Origin of the sequence: Phytopseudomonas flavescens, from assembly GCF_900100535.1 — a bacterium.
GTDB classification, from domain to species: domain Bacteria; phylum Pseudomonadota; class Gammaproteobacteria; order Pseudomonadales; family Pseudomonadaceae; genus Aquipseudomonas; species Aquipseudomonas flavescens.
Genome location: NZ_FNDG01000004.1, coordinates 195492 through 214061, shown reverse-complemented (window position 1 = coordinate 214061; position 18570 = coordinate 195492). Strand labels below are relative to the sequence as shown.

General features: G+C 63.8%; 16 protein-coding genes. 8 read left to right on the top strand and 8 right to left on the bottom strand.

The window, feature by feature from the left end:
- Positions 1-590: 590 nt before the first annotated feature.
- Positions 591-1484: an NAD(P)/FAD-dependent oxidoreductase gene (locus tag BLR94_RS07080; protein ID WP_084304049.1), complete on the bottom strand. Its 894-nt coding sequence runs from the start codon at positions 1482-1484 to the stop codon at positions 591-593.
- A gap of 135 nt (positions 1485-1619) precedes the next feature.
- Between BLR94_RS07080 and BLR94_RS07075 the strand changes: the two genes are divergently transcribed.
- Positions 1620-2069: an Rrf2 family transcriptional regulator gene (locus BLR94_RS07075; protein WP_084304048.1), complete on the top strand. Its 450-nt coding sequence runs from the start codon at positions 1620-1622 to the stop codon at positions 2067-2069.
- A gap of 127 nt (positions 2070-2196) precedes the next feature.
- Here the strand turns inward: BLR94_RS07075 and BLR94_RS07070 are convergent, their stop codons facing one another.
- Positions 2197-2598: a hypothetical protein gene (locus BLR94_RS07070; RefSeq protein ID WP_084304186.1), complete on the bottom strand. Its 402-nt coding sequence runs from the start codon at positions 2596-2598 to the stop codon at positions 2197-2199.
- Between the two features lie 73 nt (positions 2599-2671).
- Complete coding sequence (locus BLR94_RS07065; RefSeq protein WP_084304185.1) at positions 2672-4300, bottom strand: methyl-accepting chemotaxis protein; 1629 nt, start codon at positions 4298-4300, stop codon at positions 2672-2674.
- Between the two features lie 375 nt (positions 4301-4675).
- Here BLR94_RS07065 and pgm point away from each other — a divergent pair, with 375 nt between their 5' ends.
- Positions 4676-6340 (top strand): phosphoglucomutase (alpha-D-glucose-1,6-bisphosphate-dependent), encoded by a 1665-nt coding sequence (pgm, locus tag BLR94_RS07060; protein WP_084304047.1) that lies wholly within the window; start codon positions 4676-4678, stop codon positions 6338-6340.
- Positions 6341-6466: 126 nt separating this feature from the next.
- On the opposite strand, the gene BLR94_RS07055 is transcribed toward pgm, so the two are convergent.
- Positions 6467-6817, bottom strand: coding sequence for a DUF3509 domain-containing protein (locus tag BLR94_RS07055; protein ID WP_084304046.1), 351 nt, complete (start codon positions 6815-6817; stop codon positions 6467-6469).
- 251 nt (positions 6818-7068) lie between these two features.
- Between BLR94_RS07055 and BLR94_RS07050 the strand changes: the two genes are divergently transcribed.
- The gene (locus BLR94_RS07050) at positions 7069-7635 is read left to right on the top strand and encodes a cysteine hydrolase family protein (RefSeq protein ID WP_084304045.1); all 567 of its coding nucleotides are present in this window, start codon (positions 7069-7071) and stop codon (positions 7633-7635) included.
- A 47-nt stretch (positions 7636-7682) separates the two neighbouring features.
- Here the strand turns inward: BLR94_RS07050 and BLR94_RS07045 are convergent, their stop codons facing one another.
- The gene (locus tag BLR94_RS07045; protein ID WP_084304044.1) at positions 7683-8957 is read right to left on the bottom strand and encodes a glucarate dehydratase family protein; all 1275 of its coding nucleotides are present in this window, start codon (positions 8955-8957) and stop codon (positions 7683-7685) included.
- A 95-nt stretch (positions 8958-9052) separates the two neighbouring features.
- Positions 9053-10408 (bottom strand): MFS transporter, encoded by a 1356-nt coding sequence (locus BLR94_RS07040; RefSeq protein ID WP_090423672.1) that lies wholly within the window; start codon positions 10406-10408, stop codon positions 9053-9055.
- Positions 10409-10515: 107 nt separating this feature from the next.
- Between BLR94_RS07040 and BLR94_RS07035 the strand changes: the two genes are divergently transcribed.
- Positions 10516-11415, top strand: a complete 900-nt coding sequence (locus tag BLR94_RS07035) for a LysR family transcriptional regulator (protein WP_084304042.1) — start codon at positions 10516-10518, stop codon at positions 11413-11415.
- Between the two features lie 64 nt (positions 11416-11479).
- Here the strand turns inward: BLR94_RS07035 and BLR94_RS07030 are convergent, their stop codons facing one another.
- Entirely contained in the window at positions 11480-12148 is a 669-nt protein-coding gene (locus tag BLR94_RS07030) for a TIGR04211 family SH3 domain-containing protein (protein WP_084304041.1), read from the bottom strand.
- A gap of 286 nt (positions 12149-12434) precedes the next feature.
- Here BLR94_RS07030 and BLR94_RS07025 point away from each other — a divergent pair, with 286 nt between their 5' ends.
- The 4 genes from BLR94_RS07025 to BLR94_RS07010 all read left to right on the top strand — a co-directional run bounded on the left by BLR94_RS07025 (position 12435) and on the right by BLR94_RS07010 (position 17320).
- Positions 12435-13463 (top strand): LacI family DNA-binding transcriptional regulator, encoded by a 1029-nt coding sequence (locus BLR94_RS07025; RefSeq protein WP_084304040.1) that lies wholly within the window; start codon positions 12435-12437, stop codon positions 13461-13463.
- A gap of 319 nt (positions 13464-13782) precedes the next feature.
- Positions 13783-15093, top strand: coding sequence for an MFS transporter (locus BLR94_RS07020; RefSeq protein WP_244158113.1), 1311 nt, complete (start codon positions 13783-13785; stop codon positions 15091-15093).
- A 34-nt stretch (positions 15094-15127) separates the two neighbouring features.
- Positions 15128-16111, top strand: coding sequence for a 2-hydroxyacid dehydrogenase (locus BLR94_RS07015; protein WP_084304038.1), 984 nt, complete (start codon positions 15128-15130; stop codon positions 16109-16111).
- Between the two features lie 9 nt (positions 16112-16120).
- A complete protein-coding gene (locus BLR94_RS07010) occupies positions 16121-17320 on the top strand; it encodes a mandelate racemase/muconate lactonizing enzyme family protein (protein ID WP_084304037.1) in 1200 nt (399 codons plus the stop codon).
- Positions 17321-17328: 8 nt separating this feature from the next.
- Here BLR94_RS07010 and BLR94_RS07005 read toward each other — a convergent pair whose 3' ends face one another.
- Positions 17329-18543: an MFS transporter gene (locus BLR94_RS07005; protein WP_084304036.1), complete on the bottom strand. Its 1215-nt coding sequence runs from the start codon at positions 18541-18543 to the stop codon at positions 17329-17331.
- Positions 18544-18570: the final 27 nt, after the last annotated feature.

Here is an 18570-nt window from a genome sequence, read left to right as displayed (position 1 = left end):
AAAAGGGGTAGCGGCGTTGGCGGCAAACGGCTCATCGATGACCTGCATGGGATGGGACGATACATCTGGCGGTAGCACGGCAGCGCCAGCAGAGCGCTGCCACTCTACCCTGGGAAATCGCCGATTGCATTGATCTGCGCCTGGTTGTCGAACGCTCGCACAGCCCCTGCAAAGCCATCGCGTCTGCCATGGTGGGTACTCATGCCCCAATCGTTGGAAACCGGCGCACCGCCGATGCCGGATCTTGCCGCATGATCGGTACCGCCCGTGCATTCGCGCCGGGGGTAACGCTCCCACAGCACCGGCAGCGGACATGCATCACGCGACAGGCGCCCGCTTGGTGGCACATCATGCGGCCGACAACGGGTTGGCAAGCCGTTGAAAAACGTAGGCGAGGCAGCCAATGCGAGGCCAGTGGTGGCCCCGCAAAAACAGGCGAGAAAGTGGAGTTTAGGTGCTGTAAATGAGCATTTGACCGGGCTGGCGATCCAGCCTGTTTTTAACGAAGCAGCGGCAACGCAGGTAGTTTTTCAACAGCCTGTTATCGTTTCGCACCCTGCAGACCCTCGGCGACAAGGGTGAATCACGCCTCACCTGTCACCCAACATCAGCGAAGCGTGGGCTGCCGTCCCCGCTCGGGCGCCAAAGCCTACCGCCAGGGCCACCGAGCCTGCGGGCAGGGCCGCATCGCCGCAGGCGAACACGCCGGGCACACTGGTTTCCTGGATGTCCGACACCTGTATGTAAGAACCGGTGTGTCCGGCCATGAGCCGACAGCCAAGCTGGTCGACCAGCGGGCTGTCCAGGTGCGTGCGGGTCAGCACGAACAAACCAGCCAGCGCAATCTCGCGGCCGTCCCTCAGGTGCACGTTCGCCCGCTCACCGCTGATGGCCCGCACCGCTTCAGGCTCAACGACCACGCCACGATTGGCCAGTTGGGCCACTTGCTCGGCACTCGGCACGAACGCCTCGTTGCTGAACAGCGTGGTAGGGCCCCAGTCCGGCAGCATCAGGGCATGGTGCATGGACAGCTCGGAGGCAGCCAGCACGCCGATGCGCCCCTGGTCCAGTTCGTAACCATGGCAATACGGGCAATGAAAGATGCTGCGCCCCCAGCGCTCGGCAAGACCCGGGATGGCCGGCAGTTCATCACGCACACCACCGGCGAGAATCAGGCGGCGAGCCTGCAACTGCACGCCACTTCGAACGCCGACCACGAAGCCCTCGCCTTCGCGCTGCACGCTGGTGGCACTGTCGCTCAGCCAGTCGGCAGTCGGGTAATCCATGAACTCCGCGCGCGCATCGGCAGCGATATCCGCCGGTGGCCGACCGTCCTGGCCGAGAAAGCCATGGGAATGTTCGGCAAAGCGATTACGTCGCTTGCCGGCGTCGATCACCAGTACGCGGCGACGCGCCCTGACCAGTTGCAAGCCGGCAGACATTCCAGCGTAACTACCTCCGACAATGATCACGTCATGGCTCATGAAACAACTCCCGTGTATCGGCCTCGGCTCGCCCGCGGCCATCATGAAACATCATGAGTTACATGAAGGATTCGGGTCAATACTCGTAACATGGTTCATTACGTAACGGGCCACCGCCCCGACCAGGAGAATCCGATGAGGAACGACACCCGCCTCTCGCGCATGCTGCACGTGCTGATCCATATGGATCGCCACCAGCAGCGCACCACGTCGGAAACCATCGCCAGGATGCTCGAGACCAATCCCGTGGTGGTACGTCGCACCATGGGCCTGCTGCGCGAAAAGGGTTACGTGACCTCGGACAAAGGCCACAACGGTGGCTGGGCACTGGCCAAGCCGCTGCAGCAGATCACCCTGCTGGACATCCACCAGGCCCTGGGGGCGCAATCGATCTTCAGCATCGGCCTGGCCACCGACCACCCTCAATGCCTGGTCGAGCAGGCGGTCAACGCTGCCCTCAGCCAGGCCTTCGACGAGGCCCAGGCGTTGCTGCTGCAGCGCCTGGGCGCGATCAGCGTGGCCGATCTCGCCAATGACTTCGAACACCGCTACCAGTCGTTGCCGGCATCCCGGAAAACGCTATGAGCACACGGAGTTGATCATGGGATGGGTGTCGCCTGTTTGGCGGTCGCTACCACCTTCGGCCTCCCGACGAGGCCGGGCCTCGCGAGGTTTCTCGCAGTAACGGCTCGAGCTGAAACGTCAACAGACCCTACAGATCGCGAAACAGGTCGTGGGCGTTGAGCAGTGCGTAGGCGATTTCCGGGCGCCGCTCCAGGCCACGGCGAATGGCGGCGGGAATGGCCTGGCGGGTCTTGCGGCAGAGGCCGGGAAACTCGTCGATGTGGATGGCGATGCCACGCATGCTGCGCACTTCGTTGAAACCCGGCGCAATCCGCACACGGATGCCCAGTTGCTCGAACAGCCGCGCCTGCAGCCGCTCCAGGTCCTCCAGGCTGGCGAGGTTTTCCAGGCGCTCGAGCAGGCGCCTTTCCTCCGCACGGGTCAGCAGCAGAATGCGCTGATCGGCTGCGCAGGACTCGCGCAACAGCTCCCGCTCGCAGTCGCAGGCACCGGGCGGACAGGCTTGACGGGTGGGCGGTGATGAAATCATGCCGGGCATCATATCGATGCGCACGCCCACTTGGCCATGCTGAACATCACCACCTACGACAGCGCGCCGCCGATCAGACCCTGAAGCGCCCCACCAGCCCATTGAGGTCCATGGCCAGGCGCGCCAGCTCGCTGCACGCCGTGGCCGTCTGGTTGGCACCCGAGGCACTCTGGATCGACAGGTCACGGATGCTCACCAGGTTGCGATCGACTTCACGGGCGACATGCGACTGTTCTTCGGAAGCGGTGGCGATCTGCAGGTTACGCTCGTTGATCTGGCCGATGGCCTCGACGATCGCTTCCAGGGAACGCCCCGCCTCGTCGGCCACCTGCAAGGTGCTGGTGGCCTCGTTGCTGCTGTTACGCATGGCCTGTACCGCCTTCTCGGTGCCGTCCTGAATCGCGGCGATCATCTGTTCGATTTCGCGGGTAGAGGCCGATGTGCGATGCGCCAGGCCGCGTACTTCGTCCGCCACCACGGCGAAGCCCCGGCCATGCTCGCCGGCGCGGGCCGCCTCGATCGCCGCGTTGAGCGCGAGCAGGTTGGTCTGCTCGGCCACGTTGCGGATCACGTCCAGTACCTTGCTGATGTCCCGCGCCTGAGTCGCCAGGCCCTGAACCTGTTCGGAGGCGTCCATGACATTGCCCGACAGTTGCCGGATGGCGGAGACGGTACGCGACACGTGCTGGTTACCGGCATTGGCCGACAGGGTCGAGTCACGGGCGGCGTCCGACGCCTGGCTGGCATTGCGCGAGACCTCTTCGACCGCCGCGCTCATCTCCGTCACGGCGGTGGCGGCCTGATCGATCTCGGCATTCTGGCTCTGCAGGCCGCGGGTACTTTCCTCGGTGACCGCCGCCATCTCTTCGGCCGCCGAAGCCAGTTGCGTCGAGGAGTCGCTGATCTGCCGGATCGCCTGGTTGAGGTTCCGCTGCATCAGCGCCTGGGCGGCCAGCAAGCGGCCGGCCTCGTCCTTGCCGCTGACCTGGATCGCGCGGGTGAGGTCGCCTGCGGCGATGGTTTCAGCGCCGAGCAGCGCCTCGCTGAGCGGCCTGACGATGGAGCGCGTGAGCAGCGTCGCCAGCAGCAGGGTCAGCAGCACGGCCACCGAAATGGTCACCACGACCCCGGTACGGCCATGCCCGTAAGTGTCGTTGGCGGCGATGCCGGCCTGCTTGGCACCCTCCATGTTGAAGGCGATCAGCTGATCCAGATGCTGCTGCAACTGGGTACCGTCCTCACGCACCTGCCCGTTGGCCAGGCTCAGCGCCTGCGCGAATTGGTGCTGACGCAGTTGCTCCATGATCTGCTGCTGCCCCGCCAGATAGGCCTGGGCACTGGTGCGCACATGGTTGAAGATATCGCGCTCGGCCCCCGCGGAGATGAAGCCGGCTTCATAGCGATCGATCACCCGTTGCAGCGAAGCGCGATAGCTCTGCACCGCACTGTCGTCGACAGCCTGTGTGGCGGTCTCGCCGGCGGCGAGCAGGCGCAGGGTTTCCAGGCGGATGTTGAGCAGATCCTTCTGCATCTCTCCGGTCGCCTGGATGCTCGCCATCCAGTTCGATTCGATGTCCTGCTCGGCCTTGTAGAGGTCACTCAGCTTGAAGAGTGAAAAGACTCCAAGGACGATGACCAGCAGCGTGATCAGCGTGAAACAGAAAGCAGCACGGGGGGCGATATTGAAGTTGCGCATAGACATGGCAGCGGCACCGAGTGGAAAAGCAGTCACCAACGCTTCCCTGTCAGCCCAGCAAATCAGGCCCTGCGCATGAAACCGAGGACCATGAATCGACAATAGCAAAATGATATCAAACTGCACATGAACAAAATCTATCGGCAGCAAGCTTCCGACGAAATGTAACCGAATGTTAAAACAATCGCACACCGGCCCGTAGTCCCATGGCCGCCTCGCAATACGACCTTATCGCATCAGCCACCGCGAACAGGGGAACTCCAGCCCCCTGTCGCAGTGTCGAACGGCGGAACCCTGCTCGCCTCAGCCCTTCGCCGGCGGCGTACAGCCAACGCGCAGCGAGCCTGATGCCAGCCCTACCTCTGTTTAAAGGAACCCCTGATGAGCATCGACCGCAACGCAGGACGCCTGCCCGACGAGCACAGCCTGACCAACCTGCCGCGCCTGATTGCCCGCTATTACAGCGAGCGGCCGGATCCGAGCGATCCGGCGCAGCAGGTGTCGTTCGGCACCTCGGGCCACCGCGGTTCGTCGTTGAAGAACAGCTTCAACGAATGGCACATCCTTGCCGTGACCCAGGCGATCTGCGACTACCGCCGCGGCCAGGGCATCGACGGCCCGCTGTTCATCGGCATGGACACCCATGCGCTGTCCGAGCCCGCCTTCGTGTCGGCCCTCGAAGTGCTCGCCGCCAACGGCGTCGAAACCCGCATCGATGCCGGTTGCAGCGAAACCGCTGGCGAGCCCGGTTACACGCCGACTCCGGCGATCTCCAAGGCGATCCTCGACTACAACCGCGAGCGCAGCAGCGGCCTGGCCGACGGCATCGTCATCACCCCCTCGCACAATCCGCCCGCCGACGGCGGCTTCAAGTACAACGCCACGAACGGCGGCCCGGCCGATACCGGTGTCACCAAGTGGATTCAGGAGCGCGCCAACCAACTGCTCGTGGCTGGCCTCAAGGGCGTGCAGCGCATCGACTACGCCAGCGCCCTGAAAGCACCGACCACCCAGCGTTACGACTTCATCGAGCATTACGTTGGCGACCTCGAACAGGTGCTCGATCTGCAGGCGATTCGCGGCGCGGGCTTCACCTTCGCGGTCGATCCGCTGGGCGGCGCCGGCGTCCATTACTGGACACGCATCGCCGAGCGTTTCCGCCTGCCGCTCGAGGTGCTATCGACGCGCATCGATCCGACCTTCCGCTTCATGCGCGTCGACTGGGACGGCAAGATCCGCATAGATTGCAGCTCGCCCCACGCCATGGCCGGCCTGATCGAGAGCAAGGATCGCTTCGACGTGTCCTTCGCCTGCGACACCGACCACGACCGCCACGGCATCGTCGCCCGCTCGACAGGGCTGCTCAATCCCAACCATTACCTGGCCGTGGCCATCGAGTACCTGTTCACCCACCGCCCGCAATGGTCTGCCCAGGCCGCCATCGGCAAGACCCTGGTGTCCTCGTCGATGATCGACCGTGTCGCCAAGGGCATCGGCCGTCAGGTGGTCGAGGTACCCGTGGGCTTCAAGTGGTTCGTCGATGGCCTGGTCGACGGCCGCTTCGGCTTCGGTGGCGAGGAGTCCGCGGGCGCTTCGTTCCTGCGCAAGGACGGCAGCGCCTGGTCCACCGACAAGGACGGCATCATTCTCGGCCTGCTGGCGGCGGAGATCACCGCGGTGACGGGCAAGGACCCTGGCGAACGCTATCAGGCGTTGACCGAGCGTTTCGGCGCCCCCGTCTACCAACGTATCGACGCCCCCGCCGACCGCGAACAGAAGGCCCGCCTCGGCAAGCTGTCCGCCTCTCAGGTGACCGCCAGCGAGCTGGCCGGGCAGCCGATCACCGCCATTCTCACCGAAGCGCCAGGCAACGGCGCGGCCATCGGTGGACTCAAGGTCGTCACCGACAGCGGCTGGTTCGCCGCTCGCCCATCCGGAACCGAGGATGTGTACAAGATCTACGCCGAGAGTTTCGAGGGAGATACGCACCTGCAGCGTATCCAGCAAGAAGCCAAGGCACTGGTGGACAGCGTATTGGCCGGTTGAAACGCAAAGCGCCGACGCCCAGCCCGGACTGGGCGCAGGCCAGGCCAGGCCAGGCCAAGAGTGTGCGCAAGCGCCAGACACAAAAAACCCCGCCTAGGCGGGGTTCTTCGGGGCGCCTTGCAGCTCTCAGGCGATGGCGCGATAGCCGCCGTCACGGGCGCGGCGGGCCCACATCATCTTGGCGGCGGTCGGATTGATCGGAGCACCAGTGAAGGTCGGCAGCGTGCGGTCGATCCACTGGGCGCCCTGGCCTTTCCAGTTGATTTCACCGCTGGTCAGCTTGCTGTCACGCATGATTTCGTGCAGCAGAGCCTTTACACGGGTTTCGCAAAACACGGTCTGGCGGTCGATGGCCTTCACGAATACCACCTCATCGTCCTTGCGCAACGTCATCAGCAACATCCCATCGGGGCGCTTCTTGAAATCGACTACATGGTCCGGGAGATTTTCGATCAGCTGCTGGATGGCGTATTGCATGGCTCGTACCCTCTTGTTTGGTGTTCCTTCGTCGGAGGGAATGTTGCAGGGTGCATGCCAGCTTCCGATAAAAAACAACTAACTGATTTATAAGGATTATTTTTATTTCAAAAATAATTGAACTATGCATCCTGCACGGCACCCATGATTTGGTCGTGCAAGATGCAATGTCCTGAGGGCGTCCATCCTGGCCGTCATGCAAGGTCTGCCCGCACGGCGCCAATCCGCCACTCAACATCGAGGACCTGTCCATGCCCCTACCGACTTTGCTGATCATCGATATGCAACGCGGCATGCTCGAGGCGGCTGCCGGGGAGCGCAACAACCCCGACGCGCCCAGCCGAATCGCCGAGCTCCTGCAGGCCTGGCGACAGGCCCATGCTCCTTGCGTGCACGTGCGTCATATCTCCAGGTCGCCCGGCTCGGCATTCGCGCCCGGGCAATTCGGTGTCGAGTTTCAACAACCATTGCAGCCATTGCCTGAAGAGCACGTGGTCGAGAAGAACGTACCCGATGCTTTCATCAACTCCGGTCTGGAGCGCTGGCTGCGGGTCCGAGGTATCGAATCACTGGTGATCGTCGGAGTGAGTACCAACAACTCGGTCGAAGGCACGGCACGCTCGGCTGGCAATCTCGGCTTCGCCACCCATGTCGTGGCGGATGCCTGCTTTGCCTTCGCAAAAGCCGATTACAACGGGGTGATGCGCAGCGCCGAAGAGGTGCATGCCATGGCATTGGCCAATCTGCAGGATGAGTACGCCCAGGTGATTGGCAGCGCCGAGGCGAAGCATCTGTTGCACACCTGGGCTCGGCCTTGATGAACCGGACCCGATGACCTGGCCCGGCCGTCTCGACGCGCCAGGGTTCAGAACCGTGGCTTGAGGGCTCGCCAGTCGGGATCGTACTTCTGCATCTGGGTCACGTCGTTGCGCGAACGAATGCCGCAGGTCAGGTACTGGTCATTGAGCTTGGCCAGTTGATCGTAATCCAGCTCGACGCCCAGGCCGGGTGAGCGGGTGACCTTCACGCAGCCATCGACGATCGGCAGCTTGCCGCCCTTGATCACTTCCTCATCCCGCTCCTGCCAGGGGTAATGGGTATCGCAGGCGTAGGACAGGTTCGGTACGGCGGCGGCCACGTGGGTCATGGCCATCAGGCTGATCCCCAGGTGCGAGTTGGAGTGCATGGACACGCCCAGACCGAAGGTGTCGCACATGCGGGCGAGGATCTGCGTATCACGCAGGCCGCCCCAATAGTGGTGATCGGCGAGCACGATCTGCACGCTGTTGAGCGCCACGCTGCGGCGGAACTCGTCGAAATCGGTGACCACCATATTGGTCGCCAGGGGAATGCCGGTGCGCTTGTGCACCTCGGCCATGCCTTCCAGTCCAGGGCAAGGGTCTTCGTAATACTGCAGGTCATCGCCCATCAGCTCGGCCATGCGCAGCGAGGTTTCCACCGACCAGTTGCCGTTGGGGTCGATGCGCAGTGGCGTGTCGGGGAAGGCCTGCCGCAGCGCCTTGATGCAGGCGACCTCGTGTTCCGGGCCGAGCAAGGTACCGGCCTTGAGCTTGATGCTCTTGAAGCCGTTCTCTTCGATCATGGTGCGTGCCTGGGCAACGATCTGCTCGGGGCTGATGCCCTCCCCCCAGCGATCTGGCTTGTAGGGCGAGCCCAGATGTTCGGCGTACTTGAGGAACAGGTAGGCGCTGAACGGCACCTGGTCGCGCACCGCGCCACCCAGCAGATCGACCAGAGGCATGCCCAGCGAACGGGCCTGCAGATCGAGAAAGGCCACCTCGAAGGCCGAGTAGGCGTTCGCCACCTGCTTGCTCGGGTGCGAACCGGGCGCCAGTTCGGCACCGGCAGTACCAGGCTGCAGCGCAGCGACGGTCTTCACCACACGGGCACGCAAGCCATTGAGGTCGAAGGGATCGAGCCCCACCAGCGACGCCTGCATGGCCTGCAACACGCTGAGCACCGGCGCATCGCCGTAGCTTTCACCGAGTCCGATGTAGCCGTTGTCACTTTCCACTTCGATGATCGAACGCAAGGCGTAGGGTTCGTGGATGCCACTGGCGTTGAGCAGGGGCGCGTCACGGAACGCGATCGGCGTTACCCGTACGTGTTTGATCCTCATGATTGGAACTCCTTGAATCTTGCAGGATTACTGCGCCGATGGTGCCGGCGCCTGGACGTTGCTCAGAACCTGCTCACGAGCTCGTGAGTAGGTTCTCAGGCTGGCGATGCAGCTGGTTTGGGACTCACTCCATTGTCCTTGCCTTTGGCGCCCTTGCTGGTCTTGGTCATGAACACCAGGATGCCGGCGATCAGCGAGACCACGGCCAGACCGATCAGGCCGCCTTCGATGGAGCCGGTGTGCTCTTCGAGGTAACCGAAGGTAGCGGGCGCCACGAAGCCGCCCAGGCTGCCCACCGAGTTGATCAGGGCGATCACCGCCGCGGCGATGCGCGCATCCAGGTACGCCTGGGGAATCGGCCAGAACAGCGAGGATGCCGCCTTGAAGCCGATGGCCGCGAAGCAGATGGCGATGAAGGAGAAGATCGGTCCCCCGGTGGTGGACATGAACAGCCCGAACGCGGCGATCACGAAGGCTGCCGAGGCCCAGGCCTGTTGCCACTTGTAGCGCGCGGCCAGGCTGGCGAAGGCGTACATGGCGGCTACCGAGATGATCCACGGCACCGAGTTGAACAGGCCGACCTGCAGGTCATCCAGCCCGCCCATGGAGCGGATGATGCTCGGCAGCCAGAAGGTGCAGCCATAGATGGTCAGCGAGATGGAGAAGTACAGGAAGCAGAACAGCATGATCTGTGGATCGCGCAGCAGCTTGAACGCCGAGTGCCTGACCGCGCCGGTCTCCCCCGCCGCCAACTGGCGTTGCCGCTGTTCTTCGTCGATGCAGTCGGTGAGCGCCTGGCTCTCCTCGCCGGTCAGCCATTTGGCGTCCTTGGGCAGCGAATCCAGCCAGAACCAGACGACAGCGCAGAGCAGCACCGAGAACATGCCCTCGATGAAGAACATCCACTGCCAGCCTTTCATACCCAGGCCATCGATTTGCAGGAGCAGGCCGGACAGCGGGCCGGAGATGATCGACGCGATGGCCGAGCCGCTGAGGAAGATGGCCATGGCCTTGCCACGCTCACCGGCGGGCAGCCACTTGGTGAAGTAGTACACCACGCCGGGGAAGAAACCGGCCTCGGCGACGCCGAGCAGGAAACGCAGGATGTAGAACCAGGTTTCGTTGGGCACGAAGGCCATCGCGGTGGCGACGACACCCCAGGTGAACATGATGCGGGTCAACCAGACCTTGGCGCCGTAACGCTGCAGGAGCATGTTCGAGGGCACCTCGAACAATGCGTAGCCGATGAAGAACAGGCCGGCACCCAGCCCGTAGGCCGCGGCACCGATACCCAGATCGGTTTCCAGGTGGCTGCGCACGAAGCCGATGTTCACCCGGTCGATGTAGTTGACGATGAACATGACCACGAACAGCGGCAGGACATGGCGTTTCACTTTCGAGACCGCGCGGGCGACAACCTGCGGGTCGGCTGAACTCTGAACGTTATTCACGTAGGGCGACTCCCGATCATTGTTTTTGTGGGATACGCCGATCATGTACGCGGGTATTGATCCCGTCTAATCTAGATTGGTATTGGATTGATACCCGGATTAGATCAATGTTCGAACTCGCTCAACTGCGCTGCTTCACCACCGTGGCCACCGAACTCAACTTTCGCCGCGCTGCCGAACGGCTGAACATGACCCAGCCACCGCTGAGTCGGCAGATCCAGCTGCTCGAGCACAGCCTCGGCGTCGAGCTGTTCACCCGCAGCACGCGCAGCGTCGCGCTCACCGCTGCCGGCCGGGCGTTTTTCATCGAAGCCCAGCACTTGCTGGAACGCGCCCATCAGGCAGCCGCCTCGGCACGGCGCTTCGCGGCAGGCGACATCGGTTCGGTGAGCGTTAGCTTCGTCGGCAGCGCGGTGTATGAATTCCTGCCCCGAGTGATCGCCGAGGCGCGGCTCAATCAGCCCCAGGTGAAAATCTCCCTGAGCGAGATGAACACCCACCAGCAGCACGAAGCACTACGCACCCGTCGTATCGACCTGGGCATCGTGCGCCAGCCATTGCTGCAAGCGGGTTACGAAAACGAGTGCCTGGTACGTGAGCCTTTTGTGCTGGCCATCCCGAGCCAGCATCCACTGGCCAACGCTGGCCGCGTCAGGGTCGAGGACCTCGATGGCGCCCCCTTTCTGATGTATTCCCATGCCGCCTACCCACCCTTCAACGAACTGCTCACCGGCATGTTCCGCTCGGCCGGCGTGGCGCCGGAATACGTGCAGTGGCTGGGGTCGTCGCTGACCATTCTGGCGCTGGTCAACGCCGGCATGGGCCTGGCCCTGGTACCGCGCTGCGCCACCAATGTGGTGTTCAAGGACGTGACCTTTCGCGAGATCGACCTGGGCGACGGCATTCAGAGCGAGCTGCACCTGACCTGGCGCAGCAACAACGACAACCCGGCCTGCATGATGCTGCTCGAAGCCATTCGGGCGGCGGTGGCGGCAGACCTGCACTGACGGAGCGACCTGTCCGCAGGCGGGCTTGAGCGCCGCGATACCGGGGCGGGCTGCAGCTACCGGTTCATACCCACTGATCGTTGCGCTTGCGGCGTATCCGGAACATGGTCGGCAGGATCAGCCCGGCCAGCAGGCCGGCACCGGCGATGCTGCCGCCGTAGACCATGTAGCGCATCAGCACCTGCTTCTGCTCGCTGCCCAATTGGGCCTGGGCCTCGCGCAATTGCGAACGGGCCTGATTCAATTCGATATCCAGGGCGCTGCGGCTGGCTTCGAGTTCGTCGATCAGCGCCTTGCGTGAATCAAGGGTCTCCTGCATGCCTTGTACGCGGGTCTTCCAGGTATCGTTGATACCCGAAAGCTCGGTGCTCAGTTCGGTCACCTTCTGTTCCAGTTGCGGCAGCCGCTCGGCCTGGCCGGGGACTTCCTGCAAGTCGCGATTGGCGATCCACACGGCATCGCCATTCTCGCCACGCACCTGGCTGTAATCGCCCTGGGTGCGCAGCAGTTGCACGCGCATCCCGGAACTCAGCGTCCCGACGATCCGGTAGCCATCCGTCGGGCCGCTGCGCACGTAGGTGGTCAGGCTGTCGCTGACCCAGCGCACAGCGTCGCTGGCCTGCTGGGCATGAACCGGTGCAGCGACCAGCAGCAGGCCGGCTAGCAGTGAAGCCCCGAGCGCACGAATCTGCGGCTGGGAAAAGGAAAGGCGAAAAGGGCGGGCTAGGGACATAAAAACGATCTTCACTCGGCGGTGGAACACAATGCGACGTAGCGCGCTAACGTCGGCCAGGCGAATTGTTATGGGGCTGGGAAAGGCCGTGTAACTGGCGCAACGCCATGCCTTTCGCCCGGTTTGGCCGACTGCTGAAAGACCGCGCCGAGCCAGGCAGGTTCCTCAACCACCGGTACATTGCCCGGCGCTGACGGTCGGCAGGGGCGGGGCCGGAGGCAATCGCGGCATGACCCGGGTGCACCTGCGCTGTTAGGATGCCCGCGTCAATCAACGTGGGCGTGCTATGGCGGGCAAGGGAGCAGTGAACAGTGGCCGGTCGACCAACAGGGTGACCCTGATCGATGTGGCCAAGGCAGCGGGGGTGGCACCGATGACAGTGTCACGTGCCCTCAACAACCCCGATCACGTCAAGAAATCGACCCTGCTCAAGGTACGCAAGGCCATCGAAGCGACCGGTTACGTGCGCAACCTGGTCGCCGGTGCCCTGGCCAGCAACCGTAGCCATCTGGTAGCGGTGATCGTGCCGATCCTCACCAACCCGATCTTCTCCGATACCTTCCAGGCCATCGCCGATCGCCTGAGCAAATCCGGCTATCAGGTGCTGCTCGGCATGTCCGGCTACCAGCCCGATCACGAGCAGGAACTGCTCGAAGTGATTCTCAGCCGCCGACCGGACGGCATCATCCTCACCGGCACCCTGCACACCGAGGCCAGCCGCCACCGGCTGCGCGCCGTGGGCATTCCCGTGGTGGAAACCTGGGACCTGAGCAACGACCCCATCGACATGCTGGTAGGCTTTTCCCATGAGGCCATCGGCCGGGATGTGGCCCGGCACCTGTTGGCCAAGGGTTACACCGACTTCGCCACCCTGGCGGTCGACGACCCGCGCGGCCAGCGGCGGATCAGCGCCTTCCTCGACGAGCTGCGCGCCCAGGGTATCGGCGACGTGCCGGGCGAGCGGTTCCAGGGCGTTCCGTCGCTGGAACACGGCCGTATCGGACTGCGTCACCTGCTGCTGCAGAGCCGGCCGCCGCGGATGATCGTCTGCAGCTCCGACACCCTGGCTCACGGCGTGCTCACCGAGGCCCTGGCCCAGGGTATCAGCGTGCCGGAGCAGATTGCCGTGATGGGCTTCGGCGACATGGGCTTCGCCGCGCATACCCACCCTGCTCTGTCCACGGTCAAGATCGACGGCAAGGCCATGGGCGATGCGGCAGCCGCCGCCCTGCTCGAACGCCTGCTCGGCAAGGGCGACACGGCGCTGTACCGCGATATCGGCTATCGCCTGATCGACCGCGCGAGTACCCGCTGAGGCGGCGAACGGCGACCACCGCCAGCCCCGCGCAAGCGACCACCTCTCGATCGCCTCGCTGCGGTGCAACCCCATCTGATTTCCGACAACCAGCAAGGCCTCTTGCCAACGCCACGCAGATGCACTATTTTCCCAGGGCAGAAATGGTAGCGCTACCAATCTACAGACATCGCTGACAGACAATAACTACAACATTCGAACGGCAGGTACCCCCATGGCTAAAACCAGCACGCTCGGCGTTCTTCCGAGCCAGAATGGTAGCGATACCATAACTACTACCCAGCACAGCGAAAAGGCAACCAGGGTTCGCTACGGCGTCATGGCCATGCTGTTTTTCATGACGGCCATGAACTATGCGGATCGCTCCACCCTCTCGATCACCGGCGCGGCCATCCAGGAGTCGTTCGGGATCTCCTCGGTCACCCTGGGCTACATGTTCTCCGCGTTCGCCTGGACCTACGTGCTCGCGCAAATTCCCGGTGGCCGCCTGCTGGACCGCTACGGTTCCAAACGCGTGTACGCGGTGAGCCTGTTCCTCTGGTCCGCCCTCACGTTCACCATGGGTTTCGTCATCGGCCTGCCAGCGGCTGTGGGCATCATCGCCCTGTTCGTCCTGCGTATCCTCATCGGTGTGGCCGAGGCGCCGGCGTTCCCGGCGAACAGCCGCGTGGTCGCCACCTGGTTCCCGGACTCGGAACGTGGCACCACCTCGGCCCTGTTCACCTCCTCGTCCTATTTCGCCAAGATCATCTTCGCCCCGCTGATGGGCTGGATCACCCAGGAATTCGGCTGGCAGTACGTGTACATGCTGATGGGCGTAATGGGTGTGGCCATCACTCTGGTGTGGGTCAAGGTCATGTACCCGCCCCGGGCGCACCCGCGGATGAACGGGGCCGAACTGGACTACATCACCCGCAATGGCGCGCTGATCGACATGGACAGCCCGGAGAACCTGGGCGCCGCGCACAGCAAAAAGGGCAGCGTCGCGACCTGGCCGGCGATCCGCGAAATCGTCAGCAACCGCATGATGGTGGGCATCTTTCTCGGCCAGTACTGCGTGACCACCCTCACCTACTTCTTTCTCACCTGGTTCCCCATCTACCTGGTGCAGGATCGCGGCATGTCGATCCTCAAGGCCGGCTTCATCTCGGCCATTCCCGCCATCGCCGGGTTTCTCGGCGGCGTGCTTGGCGGCCTGGTATCCGACGGCCTGATCAGGCGCGGCCACTCGCTCAGCGCAGCGCGCAAGCTCCCCCTGGTGCTGGGCATGCTGCTGTCCACCTGCATGATCCTGTGCAACTACATCGAGATCGAATGGCTGGTGGTGGCGTTGATGGCCACTTCGTTCTTCGGCAAGGGCTTCGGCGCCCAGGGCTGGGGCGTGATGTCGGACGTGGTACCGAAACAGGCCAGTGGCCTGGCGGGCTCGCTGTTCAACGGCTTCGGCAATGTCGCCGGGATCATCACGCCGATCATCATCGGCTACCTGGTCAGCGATGCGGGTAACTTCTCCATGGCCCTGGTGTTCGTCGCCGCCCACGCGGTCGGCGCGATCTTCTGCTACCTGGTGCTGGTAGGCACCATCCAGCGCCTGGAGCTGAAAACCTCGCTGAACGGCCCTGCTACGTGAACCCATCTGAATTGTTGATAGAGGAGACGCACCCATGAAGATCGTGATGGTTGGAGAAGCCGCCACACACCGTGACGAGATCGCCGCCGAACTGGGCTTCGAGGCCGACTACGTGGCCCTGCCCCGGGAAGCTCACGAATCGCCGGAGTGGGACCAGCGGATCGACGGTGCCGATGTGCTCGTCGCCATGCGCTTCAAGCGCCCGAACAAGGCCGAAGTACCGCGCTTTCGCCTGCTCCACGTCCCAGGCGCAGGCCTGGATGGCATCGACTTTTCGCTGATGCCCGAAGGCAGTGTGGCCTGCAACGTGTTCGAGCACGAAATCCCCATGGCCGAATATGCCCTGGCGAGCATGCTCGAACATGAAGTGGGCCTGGCCGCCGCCCGTGCCAGCTTCGACAGCGAGCTTTTCGCATCCGCCTACCTGGGCCGCAAGCCACGCGGCGAGCTGTACGGCAAAACCGTCCTGATCGTCGGTTTCGGGCGCATCGGCCAGGCCGTGGCGGTACGTGCCCAGGCTTTCGGCCTGAAGATCATCGCCCTCTCCTCCCGCGCCCTCAACGGCCAGTTGAAGGGGCCGTGCAACGAGGCGTACACGCCATCGCAGATCAACGAAATCCTGCCCCGCGCCGACTACGTGGTGCTGTCGTGCCCGCTCGATGATGAAACCCGTGGCTCGTTCGGCGCAGATCAGTTCCAGGCCATGAAAGACGACGCCGTGCTGATCAATATCGCTCGCGCTGCGGTGGTCGACGAAGACGCGCTCTATCAGGCCCTGGTCGACAAGCAGATCGCCAAGGCGTTTCTCGACGTCTGGTACGCCTACCCGGCAGGCAGCCGCGACAGCGTGGCGCCGGCCCGGCATCGTTTCGAGGAGCTGCCCAACGCCTTCTGCACGCCGCACATCTCCGGCTGGACCCATGGCCTGTTCGAACGCCGCTACGCCTTCATCGCCGCCAATATCAGGCGTCTGAAAAGCGGCGAGAAGCTGCATAACGTCGTCTACGGCGAGGGTTGAGAACAGCTCATGAAAATTACCAGAATCGACACCACCCGCCTGAAGAGCCTGCCCAACCTGATCTGGGTCGAGGTGCATACCGACGACGGCCAGGTCGGCCTCGGCGAGACCTTTCGCGGCTCGGAGGCCGTGGAGGCCTACATCCACTCGATCTCCGCCGGCATGCTGCTGGGCAAGGACCCGTTGCAGATCGAACGGCACAGCAAGACCCTGCTGCGCGGCTACCTCGGTTTCAACGGTTCCGGCGTGGAAACCCGCGCGGCCTCGGCGCTGGATATCGCCCTCTGGGATATCTTCGGCCAGGCGGTGGACCAGCCCATCTACCAGTTGCTCGGCGGTCTCGCCCACGACAGCATGCGGGCCTACAACACCTGCGCCGGTGGCAATTTCAACACCGGCGGCGAACAGCGCCGCACCATCGCCAAGGGCGAGGCCAGGGTCAGTGAACGCTACGACGACCAGGTCGCCTTCATCGAGTGCCCCGACGAGCTGGCCCAGAGCCTGATCGAAGACGGTTTCAGCGCCATGAAGATCTGGCCCTTCGATGCCTTCGCCATGGCCAGCGGCGGCCAGTACATCAGCTCGGCGGATATCAGCAGGGGCCTCGAACCCTTCGAAAAAATCCGCAAGGCAGTCGGTGACCGCATCGAGCTGATGTGCGAATTCCACTCGTTGTGGAACACCACCACGGCGCTGGCCATCGCCCGTGAACTGAAGGACTACAACATTTTCTGGTGCGAAGACCCGATCAAGATGGACTCCGTGCAGGGCCTGGCCGATTACCGTCGCCTCAGCGGCCTGCCGGTGTGCGGCAGCGAAACCCTGGCCACGCGCAGTGCGTTCCGCGACCTGCTGGCCGCCGATGCGCTGGACTACGTGATGCTGGATCTGTCCTGGTGCGGCGGCATCAGCGAAGCCAAGAAAGTCGCCGCCCTGGCCGAGGCCTACCAGAAACCCATCGCCCCCCACGACTGCACCGGGCCCGTGGTGCTGATGGCCTCGCTGCACCTGGGGCTGTCCAGCCCCAACGCGATTTTCCAGGAAGTGGTGCGCGCCTACCTGGCCGGTTTCTATCAGGACCTGGTGACCACCCTGCCCGTCGTGCAGAACGGCTTCATCCTGCCGCCGACCGGCGCCGGCCTGGGCACCGCGCTGAACCCACGCCTGCGTGAGCGGGCGGACTGCGTGGTACGTACCTCGCAGCTCTGACCATCCCGCTACTTGCCGGACAGCACCCGCTGCTCCGGCTCAACCTGGCGCCCATTGCACAGCGCCACCAGCAGCGCCAGGGCCGGGAACGCCCCACCGATCAGCGCGGCGCCCTGCCAGCCGACGCTTTCGTAGATGGGGCTGGCGATCGCCGAACCCGTGGCGCCACCAATGAAGATGCTGGTCATGTACAGCGCATTGAGTCGCGCCCGGCTGTTCTGCTCCAGGGCATACACCTCGCGCTGGCCCAGCACCATGTTCAGTTGCACGGCGAAATCCAGCAGCACGGCACACAGCACCAGGCCGATCACCCCGGCCAGCGGGCTGGCCAGGGTCAGCGCGAAAGACAGCGGCGCGAGCGTCAACGCCACCAGGGTTGCACGACGGGTGTGGCCGGCATCGGCCAGGCGGCCCGCGAGCGGCGCTGCGATCGCCCCGATGGCGCCGACCAGCGCGAACAGCGCCACCTGGCTCTGGCTGAAGCCGTAATGGCGCACCAGTTCGAGGGGAGCCAGCGTCCAGAACAGGCTGAACGAGGCGAACATCAGGCCCTGATACAACGCTCGCTGGCGCAGCGTCGAATAGCGCCGCAACAGGCCGAACAGCGACAGCAGCAGTTGACCGTAATGGCCACGGTTGTCCGGTGCATGACGGGGAATGGTGGTGGCGATCACCACCACGATGCCCAGCATCATCGCTGCCGCGCAAAAGTACACCGCACGCCAGCCGAAGTATTCGGCGATCAGGCTGGCGACCGGGCGCGCCAGCAGAATACCCAGCAGCAGCCCGGCCATGATGTTGCCCACCACGCGACCACGGGTGGCCTCAGGCGCCAGATGGGCAGCCAGGGGAATCAGCATCTGCACCGACACCGAACTCAGGCCGACCAGCAGCGACAGGCCGAGAAACAGGCCCGGCGATGACGAGAAGCCAGCGGCCAGCAGGCAGACCATCGCGGCCAGGGTGGTCAGCAGCATCAGCCGACGGTTCTCCAGCAGGTCGGCCAGCGGCACCAGAAACAGCAGGCCTACCGCGTAACCGACCTGGGTCAGGGAAACGATCAGGCTGGCCTTGTGCATCGACAGCCCCACCGCAGGAGCGATCAGTTCGATGATCGGCTGGGCGTAATAGAGATTGGCGACGATGGCGCCACAGCAGAAGGCGAACAGCACTACCAGCGCGGGCGACAGGCTGTGATGTGCGTGGGAGGGGGATGTGGGCATGGCTACCTCGCGAACTAAGGGGCGGGT

Coding starts and splice junctions, on each gene's coding strand:
- BLR94_RS07080 (WP_084304049.1), bottom strand. CDS start 1,484: ATGAGCCATGACGTGATCATTGTCGGAGGTAGTTACGCTGGAATGTCT.
- BLR94_RS07075 (WP_084304048.1), top strand. CDS start 1,620: ATGAGGAACGACACCCGCCTCTCGCGCATGCTGCACGTGCTGATCCAT.
- BLR94_RS07070 (WP_084304186.1), bottom strand. CDS start 2,598: ATGATTTCATCACCGCCCACCCGTCAAGCCTGTCCGCCCGGTGCCTGC.
- BLR94_RS07065 (WP_084304185.1), bottom strand. CDS start 4,300: ATGTCTATGCGCAACTTCAATATCGCCCCCCGTGCTGCTTTCTGTTTC.
- pgm (WP_084304047.1), top strand. CDS start 4,676: ATGAGCATCGACCGCAACGCAGGACGCCTGCCCGACGAGCACAGCCTG.
- BLR94_RS07055 (WP_084304046.1), bottom strand. CDS start 6,817: ATGCAATACGCCATCCAGCAGCTGATCGAAAATCTCCCGGACCATGTA.
- BLR94_RS07050 (WP_084304045.1), top strand. CDS start 7,069: ATGCCCCTACCGACTTTGCTGATCATCGATATGCAACGCGGCATGCTC.
- BLR94_RS07045 (WP_084304044.1), bottom strand. CDS start 8,957: ATGAGGATCAAACACGTACGGGTAACGCCGATCGCGTTCCGTGACGCG.
- BLR94_RS07035 (WP_084304042.1), top strand. CDS start 10,516: ATGTTCGAACTCGCTCAACTGCGCTGCTTCACCACCGTGGCCACCGAA.
- BLR94_RS07030 (WP_084304041.1), bottom strand. CDS start 12,148: ATGTCCCTAGCCCGCCCTTTTCGCCTTTCCTTTTCCCAGCCGCAGATT.
- BLR94_RS07025 (WP_084304040.1), top strand. CDS start 12,435: ATGGCGGGCAAGGGAGCAGTGAACAGTGGCCGGTCGACCAACAGGGTG.
- BLR94_RS07020 (WP_244158113.1), top strand. CDS start 13,783: ATGGCCATGCTGTTTTTCATGACGGCCATGAACTATGCGGATCGCTCC.
- BLR94_RS07015 (WP_084304038.1), top strand. CDS start 15,128: ATGAAGATCGTGATGGTTGGAGAAGCCGCCACACACCGTGACGAGATC.
- BLR94_RS07010 (WP_084304037.1), top strand. CDS start 16,121: ATGAAAATTACCAGAATCGACACCACCCGCCTGAAGAGCCTGCCCAAC.
- BLR94_RS07005 (WP_084304036.1), bottom strand. CDS start 18,543: ATGCCCACATCCCCCTCCCACGCACATCACAGCCTGTCGCCCGCGCTG.